Raw genomic sequence first — 17,420 nt, 5'->3', positions numbered from 1 at the left:
GGAGCCCCGCTCTGTGGAAAACGGGGAGTGGGTGTGGGGAAGGTCGGGGGGGGGGGGACCCCCCCCCCCCCCCCCCCCCACCCCCCCCCCCCCCCCCCCCCCCCCCCCCCCCCCCCCGCTGGGGTGGCTCCGGATCTACCGGGCGTCGGGAGCGTGGGGGGCCTCCTGCCCGTCACTGCTCTCGCCGAACGAGAGATCAAGGGCACACTCCGCCGGAATCTCCTCCACCTCCCCGGCACACCGGGTGGTCCCTTCCCCGCCCTGCCCCACCATCAGGGGTGGCCCCGGCTGACGCTTTCCGGTCTCGATGTCCCCGGTCAGACCGTCCACCGGGGAAGGGCTGTCCGACGGCCCGGGTGCGGCGGGCCGGGAGCTCCCGGAACCGTCCGGCAGGGACGAACAGGCGGCCACGCCTGTCGCGGCACCCAGGACGAGCGCGGCGGAGGCCGCGACGGCGCGAAAACGCATGAGATCCCCCCTACGCGGACGCCTGACCGACCGGGCCGCCCGTCGAACCACCGTCCCACAGCGCACAGCACGGCAGGCGCGGAAAGTGTGAAGAAGCGGGGGTGTCGTAGTGCCGCGGCCCCGGCCAACGCGCCCTGTACAGAGGGTGGATGGAGTGTCAGGAGCCAGCTACTGGATCCCTGCCCTCCTGCGCGTTCCGTCCGAAAACCCGCCCCGCGCGGCCGACGCCGACGGAGTCACCGCTCTCCCCCGCCCGCTGCCGTACCGCGGGAACAAGCTCCAGGTCGTCCCCGCGCCCTACTCGCTCCGCACCGGCTCCGGCGGCCAGCCGATGACGTCCTCCGCGTGGACGCCGCGCAGGGACGTTCCCCCGAAGCGGGCGCCCGTGATGTCCGTCGGGCCCAAACGCGGGATGCCGGTGTTGACCGTGCTGAGGCGGGCGCCGGTGAGGTCGGTGTCGCGGAGGTCGGCGTCGCGGAGGTTGCAGCCGGCGAGGACCGCCCCACGGAGGGAGGCTCCGCGGAGGTCGGCGCCGGTGAAGTCGCAGAACTTGAACCAACAGCCTTCGAGGGTCGCGTAGCGAAGGTCCGCGCCCGCGAAGGAGCAGCGGGCGAAGCGGAGTTGGTTGGTGCGCGTGGATGCGAGGTTCTGGTGGGTGAAGTCCTCGCCGCTTACGGCCGCATAGCGGTGGAGCTCGGAAAGGCGTTGGCGGGCGGTCAGTGGCGTGGTCATGGGGACCAGCGTCTCAGCCGGGCTGGTGAGAGGCGTCGAGATTGCGACAACGTGACGGTTCAACAGCTGGGGCGATGTCAGGCGATCGTGTGCCTCTGTAGGGCGACTTGGGGCCGTCTCGGGTTGGTTTGGGCACGAACTCCCGCGCGTCTGCTGTGTGGTGAGCGATTCCTTACGCTCTGTGTGTGCGCTGATGTGCGCACACATGAGGGGGCCTGCGGTGGTGTTCACAGCACCCGCCCGAGGCCCCGCACCCCACGAGTGGAAGCAAGAGGTCCATCAGGATGCTCCGGCGTGCTGTCGCGCCTGTTCCGGGCTACGCGAAGGTCTCGTACGACGTCATGCGTCCCCCGCGTCTCGGCAGTGACGCGAAGGTCACGATCGCCCATGGTCAGGGGTCTGCCGAGGAGCGGGCCCGCAAGGCCCTGTCCGATCTTGCTCGCGAAGTCGGCATCCAGGGGCGCGAGTTCCGGATCGCGCAAGGCCGGTCGGCCGTCATCGGATGCGTGCGTGAGGGGAAGGCCGCGGGTCGGGTGCCCTGGTGGGTGAAGGAGGGCGAAGTCGGGCGGGTGCCGCTGTCCCTCGGGGCGGTGGGGCCCGCCGTGGGGTTTCTCCGGAATCGGCTGGAGCACACGATGCCTGAAGTGCCGCAGCTGGGGCGGAGCGGGAACGCGGCGTCGCTTGCTCGTGAGGGGGCGGGGGAAGCCGATGCCGCTTGTGGCCCGTCTCCGCCGCTGTGGATTCCGCTTCGGACGCGGGGCCTGCGACTGCCGGTGTCCCGCCGCCCCTTGGCGCCTGTGTCGGCCCCGGCACCGAGCGTGTCCTCCGGTCCTGGGGCGGGGAGGAGATGTGCCCCGACTGCCGGCGGGCCGCCGCCTGGGCGCGGTGGGCCGAGAGGCGGGCCGCCGACCCGGGCGTCGATCTCGCGGAGGAGGCCGCCGCTGCCGTAAGGGCCGGGCGCGATCCGAACGGGTGGCGGGGCGCCTCGCCGCTGCCGCCGCCGCCCACGGGGCGTCCGAGAGCGCCGACGAACGGTAGTTGGCCGGTTTCCGCAGTTCGGCGGCGCGGCGGACACGGCTGTGCCCGGCGACCGTGGCGTATGCGCACGGAGGCGCCGTACGCGCGCCCGCTCGCCGGGCACAAAGGGGGAGCCGAGGCGGTGGGCCTCAGTCCGTGATCTCGATCCTGTCCTTGTCCTCGCCGGTGGCGGTGGCCTTCTCCGGCGTGGGCTCGGCGGTCTCGCCCGTCGTGCGGTTCTTCAGGTTCTCCAGGAGCGCGGCCAGGTCCACACCCGTCGTGGAGCTGAGCAGTTCCATGCCCTGGGCGACGTTGTCGGTGACCGTGCGGGCCAGTTGGCTGGCGCCGTCCGTCGAGACGACCGTCAGCTTGTCGATCGCGCTCAGCGGCTCGGAGGCCTTCGCGACGACCTGCGGGAGGACCTCGACCAGCATCTGGAGGACGGCCGCGTCACCGTACTGCGCGAACGCGTCGGCCTTCTTCTGCATGGCCTCCGCCTCCGCCGCACCCTTCGCGGCGATCGACGCGGCCTCGGCCTCGCCCTCGATGCGCACCGCGTCGGCCAGCGCCGAGCGGTGGAGCTTCTCACCCTCACCGGTCAGGCGGGAGCGCTCCGCGTCCGCCTCGGCCTCCTTGACCAGGGCGATACGGCGGGCCTCCGCCTCCTGCTCGGCCTGGTAGCGGGCGGCGTCGGCGGGCTTGCGGACCTTGGTGTCCAGCTCGCGGTCGGTCAGCGCGGCCTGGCGCTCGGCCACCTTCTCCTGCTCCTGGAGCACTTCCTGCTGGCGGGCCGCCTCGGCGAGCGGACCGGCGGCGTTGGCCTTGGCGGCTGCCGCCTCGGTCTCGGCCTTGATCTCGGCCTGCTTCAGGTAGTACGTCCGCTCCGCGATGGCGATCTCCTCGGCCGCCTTCAGCCGGGCCTGCTCCGAGGCGCGCTTGGCGATCGCCTCAGCGATGTCCGCCTCCTGCTTGGCGCGGGCGGCCTCCGGGCGGCCCAGGTCCTCCAGGTAGGAGCCCTCGGTGGTGATGTCCTGGATCTGGAAGGCGTCCAGGATCAGGCCCTGGCCGGAGAGGCTGGTCTCGGCCTCCTCCGCGACCTGCCCGGCGAACGCGGCCCGGTCCCGGATGATGTCCTCGACCGACATCCGGCCGACGATGGCGCGGAGCGCACCGGAGAGCACTTCCTGGGTGAAGCCGACGATGCCGTCCTGCTGCTGGAGGAAGCGCTGGGCGGCGGCGCGGATCGCCTCCTCACCGCCTCCGACCTTGACGATCGCGACGCCTTCGAGGTTCGACTTCACCCCGCGCAGGGTGACCGCGCCGCGCACGGCGACCGGGATGTGCCGGCTGGAGAGGTCCAGGGTGAACCTCTGCTGGACGAACGGCACGACGAAGACACCGCCACCGACGACGACCTTCTGGCCGCTGTTGTCGGTGCTGGTGAGGCCGGTGACCGGGTCGACCGACTTCTTGCCCCGGCGGCCGGTGATGATGAACGCCTCGCTGGGCCCGGCGACCTTGTACCGCGTGATGACGACGAGGCCGAGCAGGACGAGCAGGACGACAATGCCGATGACGGCGATGGCTACTGGACTCATGAGGAATGTCCCCCCTGCCTCCCGGATGGGGGACGGCAGATTGTTTGTGGTGCCAGACGCTGTGCTGGTGGGGTGGGTGAGGTGGTCGGTTCCTGGGTGTGCGGTGAGGCGGGTGCTCTCAGCGGTCCACCGGACGGACCGCCACCGACGTCGTCGACAGCTCCGCCTCCACCCAGATCTCGGTGCCCCGGACGACGGGCTCCGGGGATTTCGCCGCGTACTTGACGGGCTGGCCCGCCAGCCGCAGCATCACCTCGCCGTAGCCGTCGGCAGGGATGGCCGTCACGACCGTCCCGGACGTGCCGACGAGGTCGCCTCCGCGCGGGGTGGCCGATGTCTGGTCCCGCATCAGGGCCTTGCTGAGTTTCCACGTCAGCCAGCCCGCGACGACACCGGCCCCGACGCCGACGGCGGTGGCCACGAGCGGCCCGGCTCCCGTGGTGCCGAGCACGATCGCCCCGCCGAAACCGAGCATCGAGACGAATCCGGCGATCACCGGAAGCGAGAGCAGCCCGTCGAAGAGGCCGTCGAGCACACCGTCGAACAGCCCTTCGAGGAAGCCGCCGAAGATCAGGGAGAGCGCCAGCAGGACGATCCCCACGATGCCGAGACCGAGAAAGAAGGTCACCTGATCACTCCCCTGTTCTTCGACTTCCCCCGGTGTCTCCGTCGAACTAGCTGGATGGTCCCACAGATGCCCGGTTCGCGGCGCTGCCGGGACCCGGCAGTCTTTACGCGGTTTTGATGCCGGACAACTGATCAGCAAGGGTGGAAAGTGACGGGAAGGTCGCACCCAGCAACGCCACGCGCTTCCAGCGTAGGACGCCGTCGGGGCCGATGAGGAAGATGGCCCTCCGTACGCCGATGCCGGGGGCCGTGATCCCGTACGCCCTGGCGGTCTCCCGGCCCTCGTCGGCCAGCAGCGGCATCCGGAGTCCGTAGGCCCGTGCGAACGACTCATGGCTGTCCACACCCTGTGGGCTGATGCCCCAGACCTCCGCGTCCAGCCCCTCGAAGGTCTCCGTGCCCGAGGAGTACGAGCACAGCTGCTTCGTGCAGACCGTGGTGTCGTCCCCGGGGTAGAACGCCAGCACCAGGGTGCGGCCGCGGGCGGCGGAGAGCGTGTGGTCGGCACGGTCGAAGGCGCCCCCGGACAGGACACCGCCCGGAAGCGTGAAGTCCGGTGCCGGGGTGCCGAGGGGTGGTCCTGCCGCCATGACGACTCCTTCGTGTGCGTCCGTGACGCGTTCGTGGTCCGTACGAGGACGGGGGCGTTGCCCGTACAGTGAACGGCACTTTCCGTCCGCTGACACGTTCGGCCCATCCGGCAGGGGCGCCCGCGCCGAATACACCGGACCGAAGACGTGCGGGGCGGGGCGCCCGGTCCCTGCCCCGCTCCTCGACCCGGACCCGGAGGTACGCGTGGCCCCACGAACCCCGTCGGCAGCCGTTCTCGTCCTGCACGGTGGCTACGAGAACGGTACGGAGCCGCCGCCTCCGGGCCTCCTCAACCTCCCCGGCGCCCGGATGCGCCCCTTCGTCCGCGCCCTGCGCCGCGCCACCCGCGCCACCCCGGGCCCGCAGAGCGACCCGGAGAGCGGTGCGGACGTTCTCGTAGGGCAGGTGCGGTACGCCCACCGGGGGTGGAACGGGGACCGTGCCGACGCCCTGCACGACGCCCTGGCCGCGCTCGACGCCCTCGGGGAGGAGGCCGACGGGGCGCCGGTGGTGCTGCTCGGCCACTCCATGGGCGCCCGCGCCGCCCTGCTCGCCGCCGGGCACCCCCTCGTCCGCGGAGTCGTCGGCCTCGCCCCCTGGTGCCCGCCGGGCGACCCGGTGACCCAGCTCGCGGGCCGTGACGTGGTCCTCGTCCACAGCAGCCGGGACCGGATCACCAGCCCCCAGGCCACCCAGTCCCTCACCACCCGGGCCCGCCGCGCGGGCGCCCGCACCTGCATGGTGACGGTCCGGGGCGGCGACCACGCGATGATCCGGCGCGCCCCTGCCTGGCACCGCCTCACGACCACCCTGGTCACCGGACTGCTGGGTACCGGCAGTCTGCCGGAGCCCGTCACGGCCGCCCTCGGCCTGCCGCCGACCGCCGAGCCCACCGAGGGCACCCTCGATCTCGACCGGCTGCGTGCCCGGCGGGGCCCGGCAGGACTCCAGCCGAGCCCCTGACCCCCTCCCCGCCGGACGCCTCCGGCCGGTCCGCACCGGCCGTGCTGCGGATGCGGAGCCCGGGGCCGCCGTCCACGATGGAGGTCCAAAGGCCGATCTACGGCGGAGGAGACCCCCTTGCAGGCCGAAGCGTGCGGCGACGGTATGCCGTCGTCCTTCGACCCCCCGACCGTGGCCGCCCTGCTCGACGGGAACCCCGCAGGCGTGGCCGTGCTCGACGCGAACCTCCGCTACACCTACGTCAACCCGGCACTCGAACGGCTCAACGGCCTGCGCGCCGGCTCCCATCTGGGCCGGACCTTCTCCGAGGTGCTGCCCGAGCTGCGCGGCCAGGCCGCCGTGCTGCGCGGGGTGCTGCGCGACGGCGAACCCCGGGAGCAGACGATCAGCGGCCGGACCTGGACCGCGCCCTCCAGCGACCCGCGGTTCTGGCGCGCCACCTACCACCGGCTGGACACCGGCGGGGACGTGTGCGGGCTGATGGTGATCGTCGTCGAGATCAGCGATGTGGCGCGGCAGCGGGCGGAGCTGGAGGAGGCCCGGGGCCATGTCGCCCTGCTCTCCACGGCCGCCGTGCGGATCGGCACCACGCTGGACATGGACACCACATGCCGGGAGCTGGCCGACTTCGTCGTGCCCAGCTTCGCCGACGTGGCCGCCGTCGACGTCTTCCCGCCCGAGGTGGGGCATCCCGTACGCCGTGCCGAACCCGGTGCCCTGCGGCTGCGCCGGGCCGCGCTGCGGGGCCGGGGAGCGCTCGACGAGCAGATGCAGCGGTTCGGGCACCCGGGGGAGTACGTCGACTTCGCGGCGGACTCCGCCGCCATCCGCTGCCTGGCCGAGAACAAGCCGGTCCTCGACGACTGGGAGGACCACCGGCGCGGCCGCTCCGCCTTCGCCGGGCAACGGACGGCCGCCGCCTCGGCCCTCGGACTGCGCCAGGCGCTCGTCGTCCCGCTCATCGCCCGCGGCCGTCAGGTCGGCACGCTCAGCCTGGTGCGGGCGGAGGGATCGCCCGCCTTCAGCGACCAGGACGTGGTCGTCGCCCGGGAACTCGCCGGGCGCGCCGCCGTCGACCTCGACCACGCCCGCCGCTACGACCGCGAGCACAGCATCGCGCGCGAGCTCCAGGGCTCCCTGCTCTCCGAGCCCCGCGGCCCCCACCCCCACGTGGAGATCGCCACCCGTTACCTCCCGGCCGAGCGGGGCGTGCTGGTGGGCGGCGACTGGTTCGACGTCGTACCGCTCCGGGACGGCCGCCACCTCAAGGCGATGGGCGACGTCATGGGCCACGGGGTGGAGGCCGCCGTGGCGATGAGCCACTACCGCTCGCTGCTGCGGCTGCTGGCCGCCGAGGACCTGCCGCCGCACCAGATCCTGGAGCGGCTCGACACGATGGTGGAGCGGTCGGGGATCGACCGGGCGGCCACGTGTCTGCTGGCTGTCGTGGACCGGTTCGGCGGGGTCTGCGAGACGGCCAGTGCGGGCCACCTGCCGCCGGTCTTCATCGATCCGGGGGCCTCGCGGGCCCACGTCGTCCCGGTGGAGTCCGGGCCGCCGCTCGGCACCGGCTTCGGCGGGTACCGGACCACTTCCGTGCCCTGCGGCCCGGGAACCGTGCTGTTCATGTACACCGACGGCCTGGTGGAGCGCCGGGACGAGGACATCGACGTGTCGGTGGCCCGTCTGGCCTCGCTGACCCTGCCCTCCGGCGGCAGCCTGGAGGAGCTGCTGGACCGGGTGCTGGAGCGGTTCGGCGGGGACGCGGAGGACGACATCGCGGTGCTGGCCTCCCGGATCAGGGAGGACCAGCCGACGCAGCGGAAGCCGGGCGGCTCCCCGTAGGCCCCCGGAGGCTCAGCCCAGTTCCAGGCTCGTGATGCCGTAGTAGCCGTCCCGGTCGACCACCGGCTGCGGACCCGTGTACATCCGGGCCGTGTCGAACGAGGGGGTCAGGCCCAGCTCGTCCGCGAGCCGCACCGCCGCCGGGTTCAGGTCGGGTACGTCGATCGCCACCGGGCCGTCCGGCCCCGCCGCCGCCACCGCGCTCACCAGGGCCGCCGCCACCTGCGGGGACGCGGCGTACAGCGGTCCGATACGGGAGGCGGCGCGGCACTCCCGCACCACCGCGAGCCCCTGCAGCTCCCCGTCCCGCACCGCCGCCAGCGCCGTCCGCCGGGGGGCGGTGATCCAGGCCGCCAGGAAGTGGTCCCGGGGCGCCGGGAAGAACCGCCGGTCGTACGCGGCGAGTCGGGCGAACGGCACAGAACGGGCGTCGACGAGCGTGGTGCCCGGGGGTGGGGCGATGTCCGGCGGCGGAGTGCCCTCGTACCGGGCGTTGCTCCAGCAGGTGCGGAAGCCGGAGCGGCGGTAGTTGTCCTGCTGGGCGGGGACCCCGTCCAGCCCGACGGTGCGACCGGCGAGCCGGGCCGTGCCGGCCTGCCAGGTGCGCAGCCCGTATCCCTGGCCGCGCAGATGGGGGCGGGTCAGGTAGAAGCCCAGAAAGCCGTGGTCCGGGCCGTACCGGACGACGGAGACGGAGGTGACCGGCTCGCCGTCGAGGCGGCCGATCAGGAAGCCGCCGGGGTCGGTCGGGAAGAAGACCCGGCCGTCGGTGAGGCCCGGGTTCCAGGACTCTTCGTGGGCCCACTCGCCCAACATGACGACGTCCTCGGCGCTGGCGGCGGCGATCTCGAAGCTCGCTGAGGTCGCTGAGGCGTCGCGGGCCGTGGAGTTCTCGGTGCTCTCGGTGTTCTTCGCAGGGGTCGGCACGCTACAGCCGTACCCAGAGGCAGGGGGGTTCAGTGACCGGTCGCTGGGCCGTCGGGGTGGCCGTCCCCGTCCTGCCGGGCGCTCACGCCGTCTTCGGGGTGCTCTCCCGTTTCCGGCCGCGCAGCTGCCGCAGGACCAGGGCGGCCGAGGTGATCAGCGGCAGCAGCCCCGCCACCGCGTCGGCGGTGCTCAGCCTGTCGTGGGTGCTCCTGGCCCGGCGTACCTGCTTGGACGCCCTCACGACGGCGAGTGCGCTGCTGCCCAGGCTCAGCGCCAGCCCCACCTTGCTGCCCCGCAGGCCCTTGGTGGGAACGGAGCGGTTCTTCTTCGCCATAGGACTACCTCCTGGGGGTCCGGGCCGCACTCTCCGCCCTCCACATAACCGGGTGCCTGCGGCCACCGCAAACGGGACGACCGCGCGGGGGCGGGGCGTGACAGCGTCATCGTGCGTTCATGCTCCGTCCGTGCCCGCGTCGCCGCGCCTTGCGATCGTCACCGCGGAAGAGCGGAAGAGCGGAAGAAACGCCTGTACGGAGAGGTCGTCCATGAACAGATCGAGGGCCGCCGGCCTGCCGCGGCGCGGGGCCCGCCTCCTGGCGGGAGTGCTGGCCGCGAGCACGGTCGCCGTCGGAGCGGGTACGGGTACGGCAGCCGCCGCGGGACCGGGCGGCGCGGGTTCCGGTGGCGCGGGCCCGGCGGGCGCCGGGATGTGCGCCGGGAGCTGGCCGCTGCCGCGCGCCTGCGCCCAGCCGGGCGATCTGATCGGCGTCACCCTGGGCGAACTCCACCCGACCCAGGCCGTCCTCGGCTTCGACCAGGTCTTCTACAAGCTGGGCCGTTACGGCAGCGACCGGGATGAGGCCGGGGGCGGCTTCAACAAGCGCTTCGACGACTGGTGCGAGACCAACGGCCAGGGCGAGGCGGCATCGGTGGGCCCCGGCGCCCGGCTGGACGACCCGGCGAGCTTCAGTTGCACCGTGCCGCTCGGCCAGGAGACCGAGAAGTCACTCGCCCCGATGAAGACGGCCGTCATCGGCCCCGGCGGGAAGCTCTACCTCACCGACGGGCACCACACCCTGACGTCCTTCCTGGAGGGCCCCGACGGCTCCACCCGGCTGCCGATCCGGCTCCGCGTCACCGACAACTTCAGCTCCCTGTCCCCCGCCGCCTTCTGGCAGCGGATGACGGCCGAGAAGAAGGTGTGGCTGCGCGACGAGGACAACCGGCCGCTGGGGGTCGAGCAACTGCCGAGCCGACTGGGCATCACACACTTCCGCGACGACCCGTACCGCAGCCTCGTCTACTTCACGCGGAACATCGGTTACGAAGTCCCGGAAGGCGCGTCGGAGTTCCTGGAGTTCTCGTGGGGCGCCTGGCTGCGCGGTGAGCACGACACGTCCGCGTACGACCTCACCTCCCCCGGGCCCTATCTCGACCTGGTCAAGAGCGCCTCGAAGTCGATGGCCGCGCTCGACGCCGACGCCGTCGTCGACGACGGGAAGACCGCGGGGCAGCTGGGCCGGATCGCGGAGTGGAACGGCGGCAAGAAGGAGACGGGTGGGGAGTTCGCCAAGCTGAGCAGGCCCCTGACGGACACCAAGCCGGGCAAGCTGGCCGAATCGCTCGCGTACAAGGCCGCGGTGGAGCGCGCCCCCGCGTGCACCACGGAGATCACCGGCGTACGGAACGGTCCGCTGACCGTCACGGACGGCGTCACCTGCGTCCACCGCGCCACCCTGCGCGGGCCGGTCACCGTGCGCGCCGGAGCCGCCCTCGTCCTCACCGGCTCCTCGCTGGAGGGCCCGCTCCAGTCGGACCGTGCGGCCGCCGTCCAGGTGTGCGGGTCGAGCCTCACCGGGCCACTGGTCGTCAGCCGTACCGTCGGACCTGTCCGGCTCGGCGGGCCGGGCTGCACCGCCAACACGGTGACCGGGGCGGTCGTCCTGACCGGCAACACCGGAGGCGTCCAGCTCGCCGCCAACACGGTGACGGGTCCCCTCGCGTGCTCCGCCAACGTTCCGGCGCCCGACAACACGGGGCGGGAGAACGAGGTCCGGGGGCCGCGGACGGGGCAGTGCGCGGGGGTGTGAGCCGGGGTGCAGGTGCGGGGGAGGCGTACGGGGCCGAGTGTCGCGCGCCCTGCCCCGTACACCCTGCCCCTGGTGAGGCGTCAGCCCCCGAACGCGTACGCCACCGTCGTCGCCGCTCCCAGTCCCGCACCCGCCACGGTCTGCGCGACCGTGTGGTAGCCGAGGGCCACGCGTGACCAGCAGACGGCCACGGTCATCGTGTAGGCGGCCAGCCACCAGGGGGAGTGCACGACCGCGAGCAGGGAGACCACCGCCGAGGCCACCGCCGAGTCGACCGAGATCTTCCACACCGTGTTGACGGCGAGCAGCCCGATCGTCATCACCCAGAGCCCGAGCATCGCGACGAGGATGCCGACCGGCGCCTTCCCGAGCATCATCACCACCGAACCGCCCCCGACCGAGCCGAGGATGACGAAGAAGATCGGGGCCCGTTTCGTACGGTCCACGACATGGCGGTCGCCCCAGGTGCCGCGCCCGCGCTCCCACTCGATGTACCCCGCCGGGATCAGTCCGGCGCAGAGCGCCCCGAGGAAGCCCCAGAGCAGCCCCGTCCACTCCCCGGCGGCGGCGAGCCCGATGCCGAGCATGCCCGCGAGGAGGGCGTTGCGGGGCTGGAGCACGTCGGTGACCGTGCGCGCGAGGCGGGTGCGGCGGGTGGCGTCCTCGGGGGCAGGTGTCGTGCCCTCGGTGCTGGTGCTGGTGCTGCTGGTCATGAGGGCTGCTCCGTCCGCTGCTGTGCCGTACGGGGTGCGGCGGCTGCCGCGAGCACCTGTCCGGCGCGCTCCGCCGTCACCGTCCGGTAGGCCGCGGCGACCCGCTCCAGCCGGGCCACCTCGCCGTCCTGGTCCGAGGCCTGCTGGGCCGCCACCGTCGCGGCGGGGCCCGCGGGGGCGCCGGACTCCTTGGCCAGCAGGGCGGCCCTGAGCCAGTACGCGTCACCGAGCGCCGCCGCCCGGCGGGCATCGGCGCTCTCGCGGGCGGCCGCCTCCTCGGCGGCGGCGACCAGCCCGTCGGGGACGTAGTGGCGCAGCTTCTCCACCGCGTCCGCGATGTCGGCGGCCCAGCGGTCGACGCGCAGGTCGGCCGGGGCGTTGAACCGGGTCAGCTCGCGGGTGAGGGAGGCGGGCGGGTCGAAGGGCTGGTCGGGGAAGGCGGTCATCAGCTCGCGCCAGAGAGCGTGCAGCCGGACCTGGGCCCGCCACAGCCGCACCCGGCGTGCGCCGTTGCTGAAGGCTGGGACGGACGCGCCGAGAGCGAAGAACGCGAAGAGGACCAGTTGCGCCGCCTCGGTCACCTGGTCGAAACGGAGGGCGAACGTCTCGCTCGGCTCGTTCACCACGCTGATCCAGAGGAACAGGGTCCGGCTGACGGTGTATCCGACGCCGATGAACATCGCGAACGTCATCATCCCGAGCCCGATGCGCAGATGGCGCCGCCGGGCGTCGGCGGTGGCCAGCGCCCACTGGAAGGCGCAGACGGCGGAGGCGGCGCCGAGGTAGAGGTAGAAGACGCTCATGTAGAGCGTGGCGCCCCACTCGCCCGCGTGGTCGGAGACGAAGCGGTCCGAGGGCTCGGAGCGGTCGACGACGGTGAAGAAGAGGACGGTCAGCAGGATCAGCGTGGCCACGGAGGCCTTGGCCGCGACCTGCTGGACGAGCCGGGCGAACCGTACGTGGCGGGGGACGGCGCCCGCTTCCGGGTAACTGCCGTAGATGGCGACGATGTAGCTGAGGATGGCCAGAATCGCCACCGTCGCGGTGTAGTGCTTGATGAGGACGGCGAGGTCGGTGACGGCGCTGTTGTTGAGGCCGATGCGCACCGCCTCGGTCTTCGTCCACAGGGCGAGGGCGAATCCGGCGTAGCAGCCCCACAGGGCGCGCCGTCTGCGGTCCTCCTCGTCGCCCCACAGGGCAGCGGGCATACGCCACAGGGCAACGGCTGTCATCAGGCCGGCTATCAGGTATCCGGCGAGATCGAGGGGGGTCACAGCGGTTTTCGTCCTCGGGTGTCGGGGGCATGGCAGTGGGGGACGGGCCGTGGTGGCACGTGTCAGGTGAGGAGGCGCGCCCCGGGTCACGCGTCGGCCGAGGGGCCCCTCCGGCCGATCCGGGGGAACAGTCCGCGTCGGCGGTGGGCCACCGGGCGGGAGAGGGAGTCCGTCAGCCGCCCCACCATGTCATCGGTGGTGAGGTCCCGTGCCATCCGGGGGATGAGGGAGGCGCCGAATTCGGCCATGCGTTCGTCGTGGGTCGCGTACTGCGCGCGGGCCTGCACGGTGGAGCCGCCGGCGGCGAAGGACGCGGCGGCCTCCGGGGAGATCATCCGGGCGATCAGCGAGGTGTCGAAGACGGGGAGCAGCGTGCGCAGTTGCTCCGCGTCGAGGGTCGTGCCGTGGTCGAACCACTCGTGGCACAGCTCGTGCAGGATGACGTGCTCGGTCTGGTACGCGGTGGGCCTGCGGCGGTAGAGGACGAGGCTGGTGGAGCCCGCCTTCAGGCGCAGCCCGCAGGCGGCGTTGACGCGGGCGAGGTGGTCCGGCATCTCGTGCAGCCGGATCGTGCGGCCGCGCGCCGCCTCCATGTTGGAGACCAGGCCGGTCAGCGAGAACGGGACCGGGATGGGCAGGTCGGCGAGCTGGGCCTCGCACTCTTTGCGCAGCTTCCGCAGGGACATGACACCGACGCTACGTGTCCTGCGGGCGGTTGTGCGAGGGCTCCCCCGCGCCCTCCCGCGCCGCGTCCTCCAGCAGGGAGAGCGCGAACCGGAGCAGCTCCGGGGGCAGCCCCTCGTCGTCCAGCCCCCGGCCCGCCACCCCGCTGATCTCCCCGGTCCGCCGTTTGGCGAGGAACTGGAGCCCCGCGACGACGTCGTCGACGACCTCGGACTCCTCCTTGAAGAAGCGCCAGTCCACGCCGAACCCCAGCCCGAGCGCCTTGAGGATCTCCTCCGAGGGGTGGGTGACCTTGCCGGCGAGGATGTTGGAGAAGTAGCTGTGCGAGAGGGAGCCGCCCCGCTCCCGCACCAGCTCGGCGAAGACCCGGCCGGAGACCTTCTGGCCGGGGAAGGTCCTCTCGACCATGTACTCGACTTTTTCCCGCAGTGAGTTCAGGGGCGGCGGGCAGGTCGGGCGGGGCGGTTCGTTCCGTTCCGCACCGGGTTCGTCACCTTCGACCTTGGCCATCCGGGCCTCCACGCTCACCTCGGAGTCGGAACTGAGCTTGCGCAAACACTCTACGTCACTGTTAACTCGAAAAAACACGGGCAGGGGACCACGAGGGGAGTCCCTTGCCCGTGATGACCCGTGGCGCCCGCGCCCGGCTCGGGCTCGGCGTCCGAACAGGCCCTCGGTCGGTGCCCCGCACCGGCCCCGGCCTGGTGTCCGCACCGGTTCCGGACAGGGGTGTAGCCCTTCACGACGGGGGATGCGTGAAGGGCTACGCGTGCATTATGGCCCCGCGGTCCGCCCGACGACAACTGACCAGTCGGTCAGCTTCATCGGCGCGTCGGCCATCGCCGCGCCGCTGGTGGCCGAAAGCTGTCCCGGCCGCGATAGACATGGCCTGGCCGGGCGATTAGGGTTTCTTGTGCAGTCAGGTGAAACAGCGGTACGCGGCAGAGGGGCACCCCGCAGGCGTACGGCGCCCCCCGGGCCCTCCGTCACGTGTGACAGACATGTGTGACAGAAGAGGTGCAGATGCCCCCGGAGAACCCCTCGCACGCCATCGATCGGCTCGACGACGACGACTACCCCGCCTACACGATGGGGCGCGCCGCCGAGATGATCGGGGCGACGCCGGGCTTCCTGCGGGCGATCGGTGAGGCCCGGCTGATCACGCCGCTGCGGTCCGAGGGCGGCCATCGCCGTTACTCCCGCTACCAGTTGCGTATCGCCGCCCGCGCCCGCGAACTCGTCGACGGTGGCACGCCCGTCGAGGCCGCCTGCCGCATCGTGATCCTGGAGGACCAGCTCGAAGAGGCGCTCCGCCTCAACGAGGAGCTGCGCGGCCGAGCGGAGCGCTGAGGCCGCAGGCCCGGGCCCGGGTGTGCGGCCCAGAGGTCCGAGGCCTCCGGGGGCCCTGAGCCCTGGTGGCGCGCCCGGAAGATATCTGTATTCGCTGAGACAGAATTTCACGCAATGCGCGACGAGGCTTTTTCCCCGCAGCTTTGTTCCCCTGCCGCGTGTGATATTCCGTTCGGCGCTGCCCCGGGGTCCCGTGCTACTGTTGATCTCAGTTGCAGTTGTGGTTCCCAAAAACTTACAAGTTTTCCGGTGCTCTTCCGGACGGGGTAATCATCGCGGCGACGTGGGGTCCACAAGGTGTGGGCCCACGGGCACTGCCCCTCCCCTAAGGAGATATGACATGGCTACTGGCACCGTGAAGTGGTTCAACTCGGAAAAGGGCTTCGGCTTCATCGAGCAGGACGGTGGCGGCGCTGACGTCTTCGCCCACTACTCGAACATCGCCGCCTCCGGCTTCCGTGAGCTGCAGGAAGGCCAGAAGGTCTCCTTCGACGTCACGCAGGGCCAGAAGGGCCCGCAGGCCGAGAACATCGTCCCTGCCTGATCACTCGGTTCCGCTTGATCGCTCGGACGCCTGATCACTCGGGTCCGTCGGAGCGTTCAGGCGGCACTACGCAGCTGGGGCCCGCACCTTGGGGTGCGGGCCCCAGCTCGTTGTTGTTTCCGGGGTCCGCGGCGTAACGCCCTGGTGCCCCTTTGTCATTTCATCGGCTCGTTCTTGCGATTCTGGGTGCCGTTCACGGTTTATTCCCCCGAAAAAGAATCCCTCGATACGTGCCCCATCGAGGAAAGGTTCTGCATGAACCGCGAACGCACCCCCCGCTCGAACGACCGATACGCCCGCACCCGTTCGGGGTTCGGCGGCGGCGAACGCCGTGCCGCCGGGTTCGGTGGCGGACCCCGTCGATCCGGGGGCGGCGCCGGGCGCTCCGCCGGCGGTGCCCGGCGCCGGGGCTCCGCGCCGACGGGCGAGTTCGCCCTGCCGGTGACCGTCACCCCGGCCCTGCCCGCCGCCGAGACCTTCGGTGAGCTGGAGATGCCCGCCAAGCTCAAGGCGGCGCTCGCCGCGGAGGGGGTGACCGTGCCGTTTCCGATCCAGGCGGCCACCCTGCCGAACTCGCTGGCCGGCCGTGACGTCCTCGGCCGCGGCCGGACCGGCTCGGGCAAGACCCTCGCGTTCGGCCTGGCGGTGCTGGCCCGGACCGAGGGGCGCCGCGCCGACGCCAAGCGCCCCCTCGCCCTGGTACTCGTACCGACGCGTGAGCTGGCCCAGCAGGTCACCGACGCCCTCACCCCGTACGCCCGGTCGCTGAAGCTGCGGCTCGCCACCGTCGTGGGCGGCATGTCCATCGGTCGGCAGGCCGGTGCGCTGCGCGCCGGTGCCGAGGTCGTCGTCGCCACTCCGGGCCGGCTCAAGGACCTCATCGAGCGCGGCGACTGCAAGCTGGACCGGGTCACCGCCACCGTCCTCGACGAGGCCGACCAGATGGCCGACATGGGCTTCATGCCGCAGGTCACCGAGCTGCTCGACCAGGTGAACCCGGCGGGGCAGCGGATGCTCTTCTCGGCCACCCTGGACCGCAACGTCGACCTGCTGGTGCGGCGCTACCTCAACGACCCGGTCGTCCACTCCGTCGACCCGGCCGCCGGTGCCGTCACGACGATGGAGCACCATGTGCTCTACGTCCAGGGCGCCGACAAGTACGCCACCACCACGGAGATCGCCGCCCGCGACGGGCGCGTGATCATGTTCCTGGACACCAAGCACGCGGTCGACAAGCTCACCGACCACCTGCTGCAGAGCGGGGTCCGAGCGGCCGCGCTGCACGGCGGCAAGTCCCAGCCGCAGCGCACCCGGACCCTGGAGCGGTTCAAGACCGGGCATGTCACGGTCCTCGTCGCCACGAACGTCGCCGCCCGGGGCATCCACGTCGACAACCTGGACCTCGTCGTGAACGTGGACCCGCCGAGCGACCACAAGGACTACCTGCACCGCGGCGGCCGGACGGCCAGGGCCGGTGAGTCCGGCAGCGTCGTCACGCTGGTGCTGCCCAACCAGCGCCGCGACATGGCCCGGCTGATGGCCGACGCCGGCATCACCCCGCAGATCGCCCAGGTCCGCTCGGGTGAGGCCGAGCTGAGCCGGATCACCGGTGCACAGGCGCCCTCGGGTGTCCCCGTGGTCGTCACGGCCCCGCCCAAGGAGCGCTCCGGCCGTGGTGGCGGCGGCGCCTTCATGGGGCGCGGCACCCAGCGCGGCGGCGGGGCCCCGGCCCGGCGCCGCCGCCCGGACCTGCCGACGGCCGAGGCACGTGCGGCCGCCGCCCAGCGCAGGACGAACCGGGCCGCGTAGTCCGGGAGGCGCGGGTCGGGGGACGCGCAGCGAGGGACGTCGAGCGCCTTATGCGGAGCGGGGGGGGGGGGGGGGGGAGGGGGGGGGGGGCCCCCCCTCTCCCCCCCCCCCCCCCCCCCACGCTAGGGTCGGGGGAAAGCACACACCCACCCCCCCCCCCACCCCTCCCAACGGGCCTGATTTTCCTC

General features: G+C 72.4%; 17 protein-coding genes. 6 read left to right on the top strand and 11 right to left on the bottom strand.

Annotated elements, in window-relative coordinates:
• Positions 1-135: 135 nt before the first annotated feature.
• The 5 genes from AC0682_RS24430 to AC0682_RS24410 form a co-directional block, all read right to left on the bottom strand.
• Entirely contained in the window at positions 136-468 is a 333-nt protein-coding gene (locus AC0682_RS24430; protein WP_478535108.1) for a hypothetical protein, read from the bottom strand.
• A 297-nt stretch (positions 469-765) separates the two neighbouring features.
• Positions 766-1,200 (bottom strand): pentapeptide repeat-containing protein, encoded by a 435-nt coding sequence (locus AC0682_RS24425; RefSeq protein ID WP_478535107.1) that lies wholly within the window; start codon positions 1,198-1,200, stop codon positions 766-768.
• A gap of 1,166 nt (positions 1,201-2,366) precedes the next feature.
• Positions 2,367-3,815 (bottom strand): flotillin family protein, encoded by a 1,449-nt coding sequence (locus AC0682_RS24420; protein WP_478535106.1) that lies wholly within the window; start codon positions 3,813-3,815, stop codon positions 2,367-2,369.
• Positions 3,816-3,933: 118 nt separating this feature from the next.
• Complete coding sequence (locus tag AC0682_RS24415) at positions 3,934-4,443, bottom strand: hypothetical protein (protein WP_478535105.1); 510 nt, start codon at positions 4,441-4,443, stop codon at positions 3,934-3,936.
• A 103-nt stretch (positions 4,444-4,546) separates the two neighbouring features.
• Entirely contained in the window at positions 4,547-5,032 is a 486-nt protein-coding gene (locus tag AC0682_RS24410) for a peroxiredoxin (protein ID WP_478535104.1), read from the bottom strand.
• A gap of 205 nt (positions 5,033-5,237) precedes the next feature.
• Between AC0682_RS24410 and AC0682_RS24405 the strand changes: the two genes are divergently transcribed.
• Positions 5,238-5,996 (top strand): serine aminopeptidase domain-containing protein, encoded by a 759-nt coding sequence (locus AC0682_RS24405; protein ID WP_478535103.1) that lies wholly within the window; start codon positions 5,238-5,240, stop codon positions 5,994-5,996.
• A 144-nt stretch (positions 5,997-6,140) separates the two neighbouring features.
• Positions 6,141-7,841: a SpoIIE family protein phosphatase gene (locus AC0682_RS24400; RefSeq protein ID WP_478535132.1), complete on the top strand. Its 1,701-nt coding sequence runs from the start codon at positions 6,141-6,143 to the stop codon at positions 7,839-7,841.
• Positions 7,842-7,853: 12 nt separating this feature from the next.
• On the opposite strand, the gene AC0682_RS24395 is transcribed toward AC0682_RS24400, so the two are convergent.
• A complete protein-coding gene (locus AC0682_RS24395; RefSeq protein ID WP_478535131.1) occupies positions 7,854-8,657 on the bottom strand; it encodes a GNAT family N-acetyltransferase in 804 nt (267 codons plus the stop codon).
• Positions 8,658-8,850: 193 nt separating this feature from the next.
• Complete coding sequence (locus AC0682_RS24390) at positions 8,851-9,102, bottom strand: hypothetical protein (RefSeq protein WP_478535102.1); 252 nt, start codon at positions 9,100-9,102, stop codon at positions 8,851-8,853.
• A gap of 211 nt (positions 9,103-9,313) precedes the next feature.
• On the opposite strand from AC0682_RS24390, the gene AC0682_RS24385 reads away from it, so the two are divergent.
• Positions 9,314-10,858: a ParB/Srx family N-terminal domain-containing protein gene (locus tag AC0682_RS24385; RefSeq protein ID WP_478535101.1), complete on the top strand. Its 1,545-nt coding sequence runs from the start codon at positions 9,314-9,316 to the stop codon at positions 10,856-10,858.
• A gap of 80 nt (positions 10,859-10,938) precedes the next feature.
• Here AC0682_RS24385 and AC0682_RS24380 read toward each other — a convergent pair whose 3' ends face one another.
• The 4 genes from AC0682_RS24380 to AC0682_RS24365 all read right to left on the bottom strand — a co-directional run bounded on the left by AC0682_RS24380 (position 10,939) and on the right by AC0682_RS24365 (position 14,084).
• On the bottom strand, positions 10,939-11,571 hold the full coding sequence (locus tag AC0682_RS24380; RefSeq protein WP_478535100.1) for a hypothetical protein: 633 nt from the start codon (positions 11,569-11,571) through the stop codon (positions 10,939-10,941).
• Positions 11,568-12,845 carry an MAB_1171c family putative transporter gene (locus AC0682_RS24375; protein ID WP_478535099.1) on the bottom strand — a complete coding sequence of 426 codons (1,278 nt, stop codon included), beginning with the start codon at positions 12,843-12,845 and terminating at the stop codon, positions 11,568-11,570. The genes AC0682_RS24380 and AC0682_RS24375 overlap by 4 nt, the downstream gene beginning before the upstream one ends.
• Before the next feature lie 86 nt (positions 12,846-12,931).
• Positions 12,932-13,531, bottom strand: coding sequence for a toxin (locus AC0682_RS24370; RefSeq protein ID WP_478535098.1), 600 nt, complete (start codon positions 13,529-13,531; stop codon positions 12,932-12,934).
• Positions 13,532-13,541: 10 nt separating this feature from the next.
• The gene (locus AC0682_RS24365; RefSeq protein ID WP_478535097.1) at positions 13,542-14,084 is read right to left on the bottom strand and encodes a hypothetical protein; all 543 of its coding nucleotides are present in this window, start codon (positions 14,082-14,084) and stop codon (positions 13,542-13,544) included.
• 468 nt (positions 14,085-14,552) lie between these two features.
• Between AC0682_RS24365 and AC0682_RS24360 the strand changes: the two genes are divergently transcribed.
• The 3 genes from AC0682_RS24360 (at position 14,553) to AC0682_RS24350 (ending at position 17,232) form a co-directional block, all read left to right on the top strand.
• Entirely contained in the window at positions 14,553-14,879 is a 327-nt protein-coding gene (locus AC0682_RS24360; RefSeq protein WP_478535096.1) for a MerR family transcriptional regulator, read from the top strand.
• Positions 14,880-15,219: 340 nt separating this feature from the next.
• Positions 15,220-15,423 (top strand): cold-shock protein, encoded by a 204-nt coding sequence (locus AC0682_RS24355; protein WP_018489699.1) that lies wholly within the window; start codon positions 15,220-15,222, stop codon positions 15,421-15,423.
• A gap of 255 nt (positions 15,424-15,678) precedes the next feature.
• The gene (locus tag AC0682_RS24350) at positions 15,679-17,232 is read left to right on the top strand and encodes a DEAD/DEAH box helicase (protein WP_478535095.1); all 1,554 of its coding nucleotides are present in this window, start codon (positions 15,679-15,681) and stop codon (positions 17,230-17,232) included.
• The last annotated feature ends 188 nt before the right edge of the window (positions 17,233-17,420 follow it).

This window comes from Streptomyces sp. NPDC043746 (assembly GCF_056436485.1).
Note: the sequence above shows the minus strand (reverse complement) of the source record. Positions and strands in the feature narration are given on the sequence as shown.

Bases quoted from the DNA above. Each gene is read 5' to 3' on its own strand.
- AC0682_RS24380 (WP_478535100.1), bottom strand. From the start codon at position 11,571: ATGACCAGCAGCACCAGCACCAGCACCGAGGGCACGACACCTGCCCCC.
- AC0682_RS24390 (WP_478535102.1), bottom strand. From the start codon at position 9,102: ATGGCGAAGAAGAACCGCTCCGTTCCCACCAAGGGCCTGCGGGGCAGC.
- AC0682_RS24410 (WP_478535104.1), bottom strand. From the start codon at position 5,032: ATGGCGGCAGGACCACCCCTCGGCACCCCGGCACCGGACTTCACGCTT.
- AC0682_RS24400 (WP_478535132.1), top strand. From the start codon at position 6,141: ATGCCGTCGTCCTTCGACCCCCCGACCGTGGCCGCCCTGCTCGACGGG.
- AC0682_RS24395 (WP_478535131.1), bottom strand. From the start codon at position 8,657: ATGTTGGGCGAGTGGGCCCACGAAGAGTCCTGGAACCCGGGCCTCACC.
- AC0682_RS24370 (WP_478535098.1), bottom strand. From the start codon at position 13,531: ATGTCCCTGCGGAAGCTGCGCAAAGAGTGCGAGGCCCAGCTCGCCGAC.
- AC0682_RS24350 (WP_478535095.1), top strand. From the start codon at position 15,679: ATGAACCGCGAACGCACCCCCCGCTCGAACGACCGATACGCCCGCACC.
- AC0682_RS24385 (WP_478535101.1), top strand. From the start codon at position 9,314: ATGAACAGATCGAGGGCCGCCGGCCTGCCGCGGCGCGGGGCCCGCCTC.
- AC0682_RS24355 (WP_018489699.1), top strand. From the start codon at position 15,220: ATGGCTACTGGCACCGTGAAGTGGTTCAACTCGGAAAAGGGCTTCGGC.
- AC0682_RS24430 (WP_478535108.1), bottom strand. From the start codon at position 468: ATGCGTTTTCGCGCCGTCGCGGCCTCCGCCGCGCTCGTCCTGGGTGCC.
- AC0682_RS24425 (WP_478535107.1), bottom strand. From the start codon at position 1,200: ATGACCACGCCACTGACCGCCCGCCAACGCCTTTCCGAGCTCCACCGC.
- AC0682_RS24360 (WP_478535096.1), top strand. From the start codon at position 14,553: ATGCCCCCGGAGAACCCCTCGCACGCCATCGATCGGCTCGACGACGAC.
- AC0682_RS24420 (WP_478535106.1), bottom strand. From the start codon at position 3,815: ATGAGTCCAGTAGCCATCGCCGTCATCGGCATTGTCGTCCTGCTCGTC.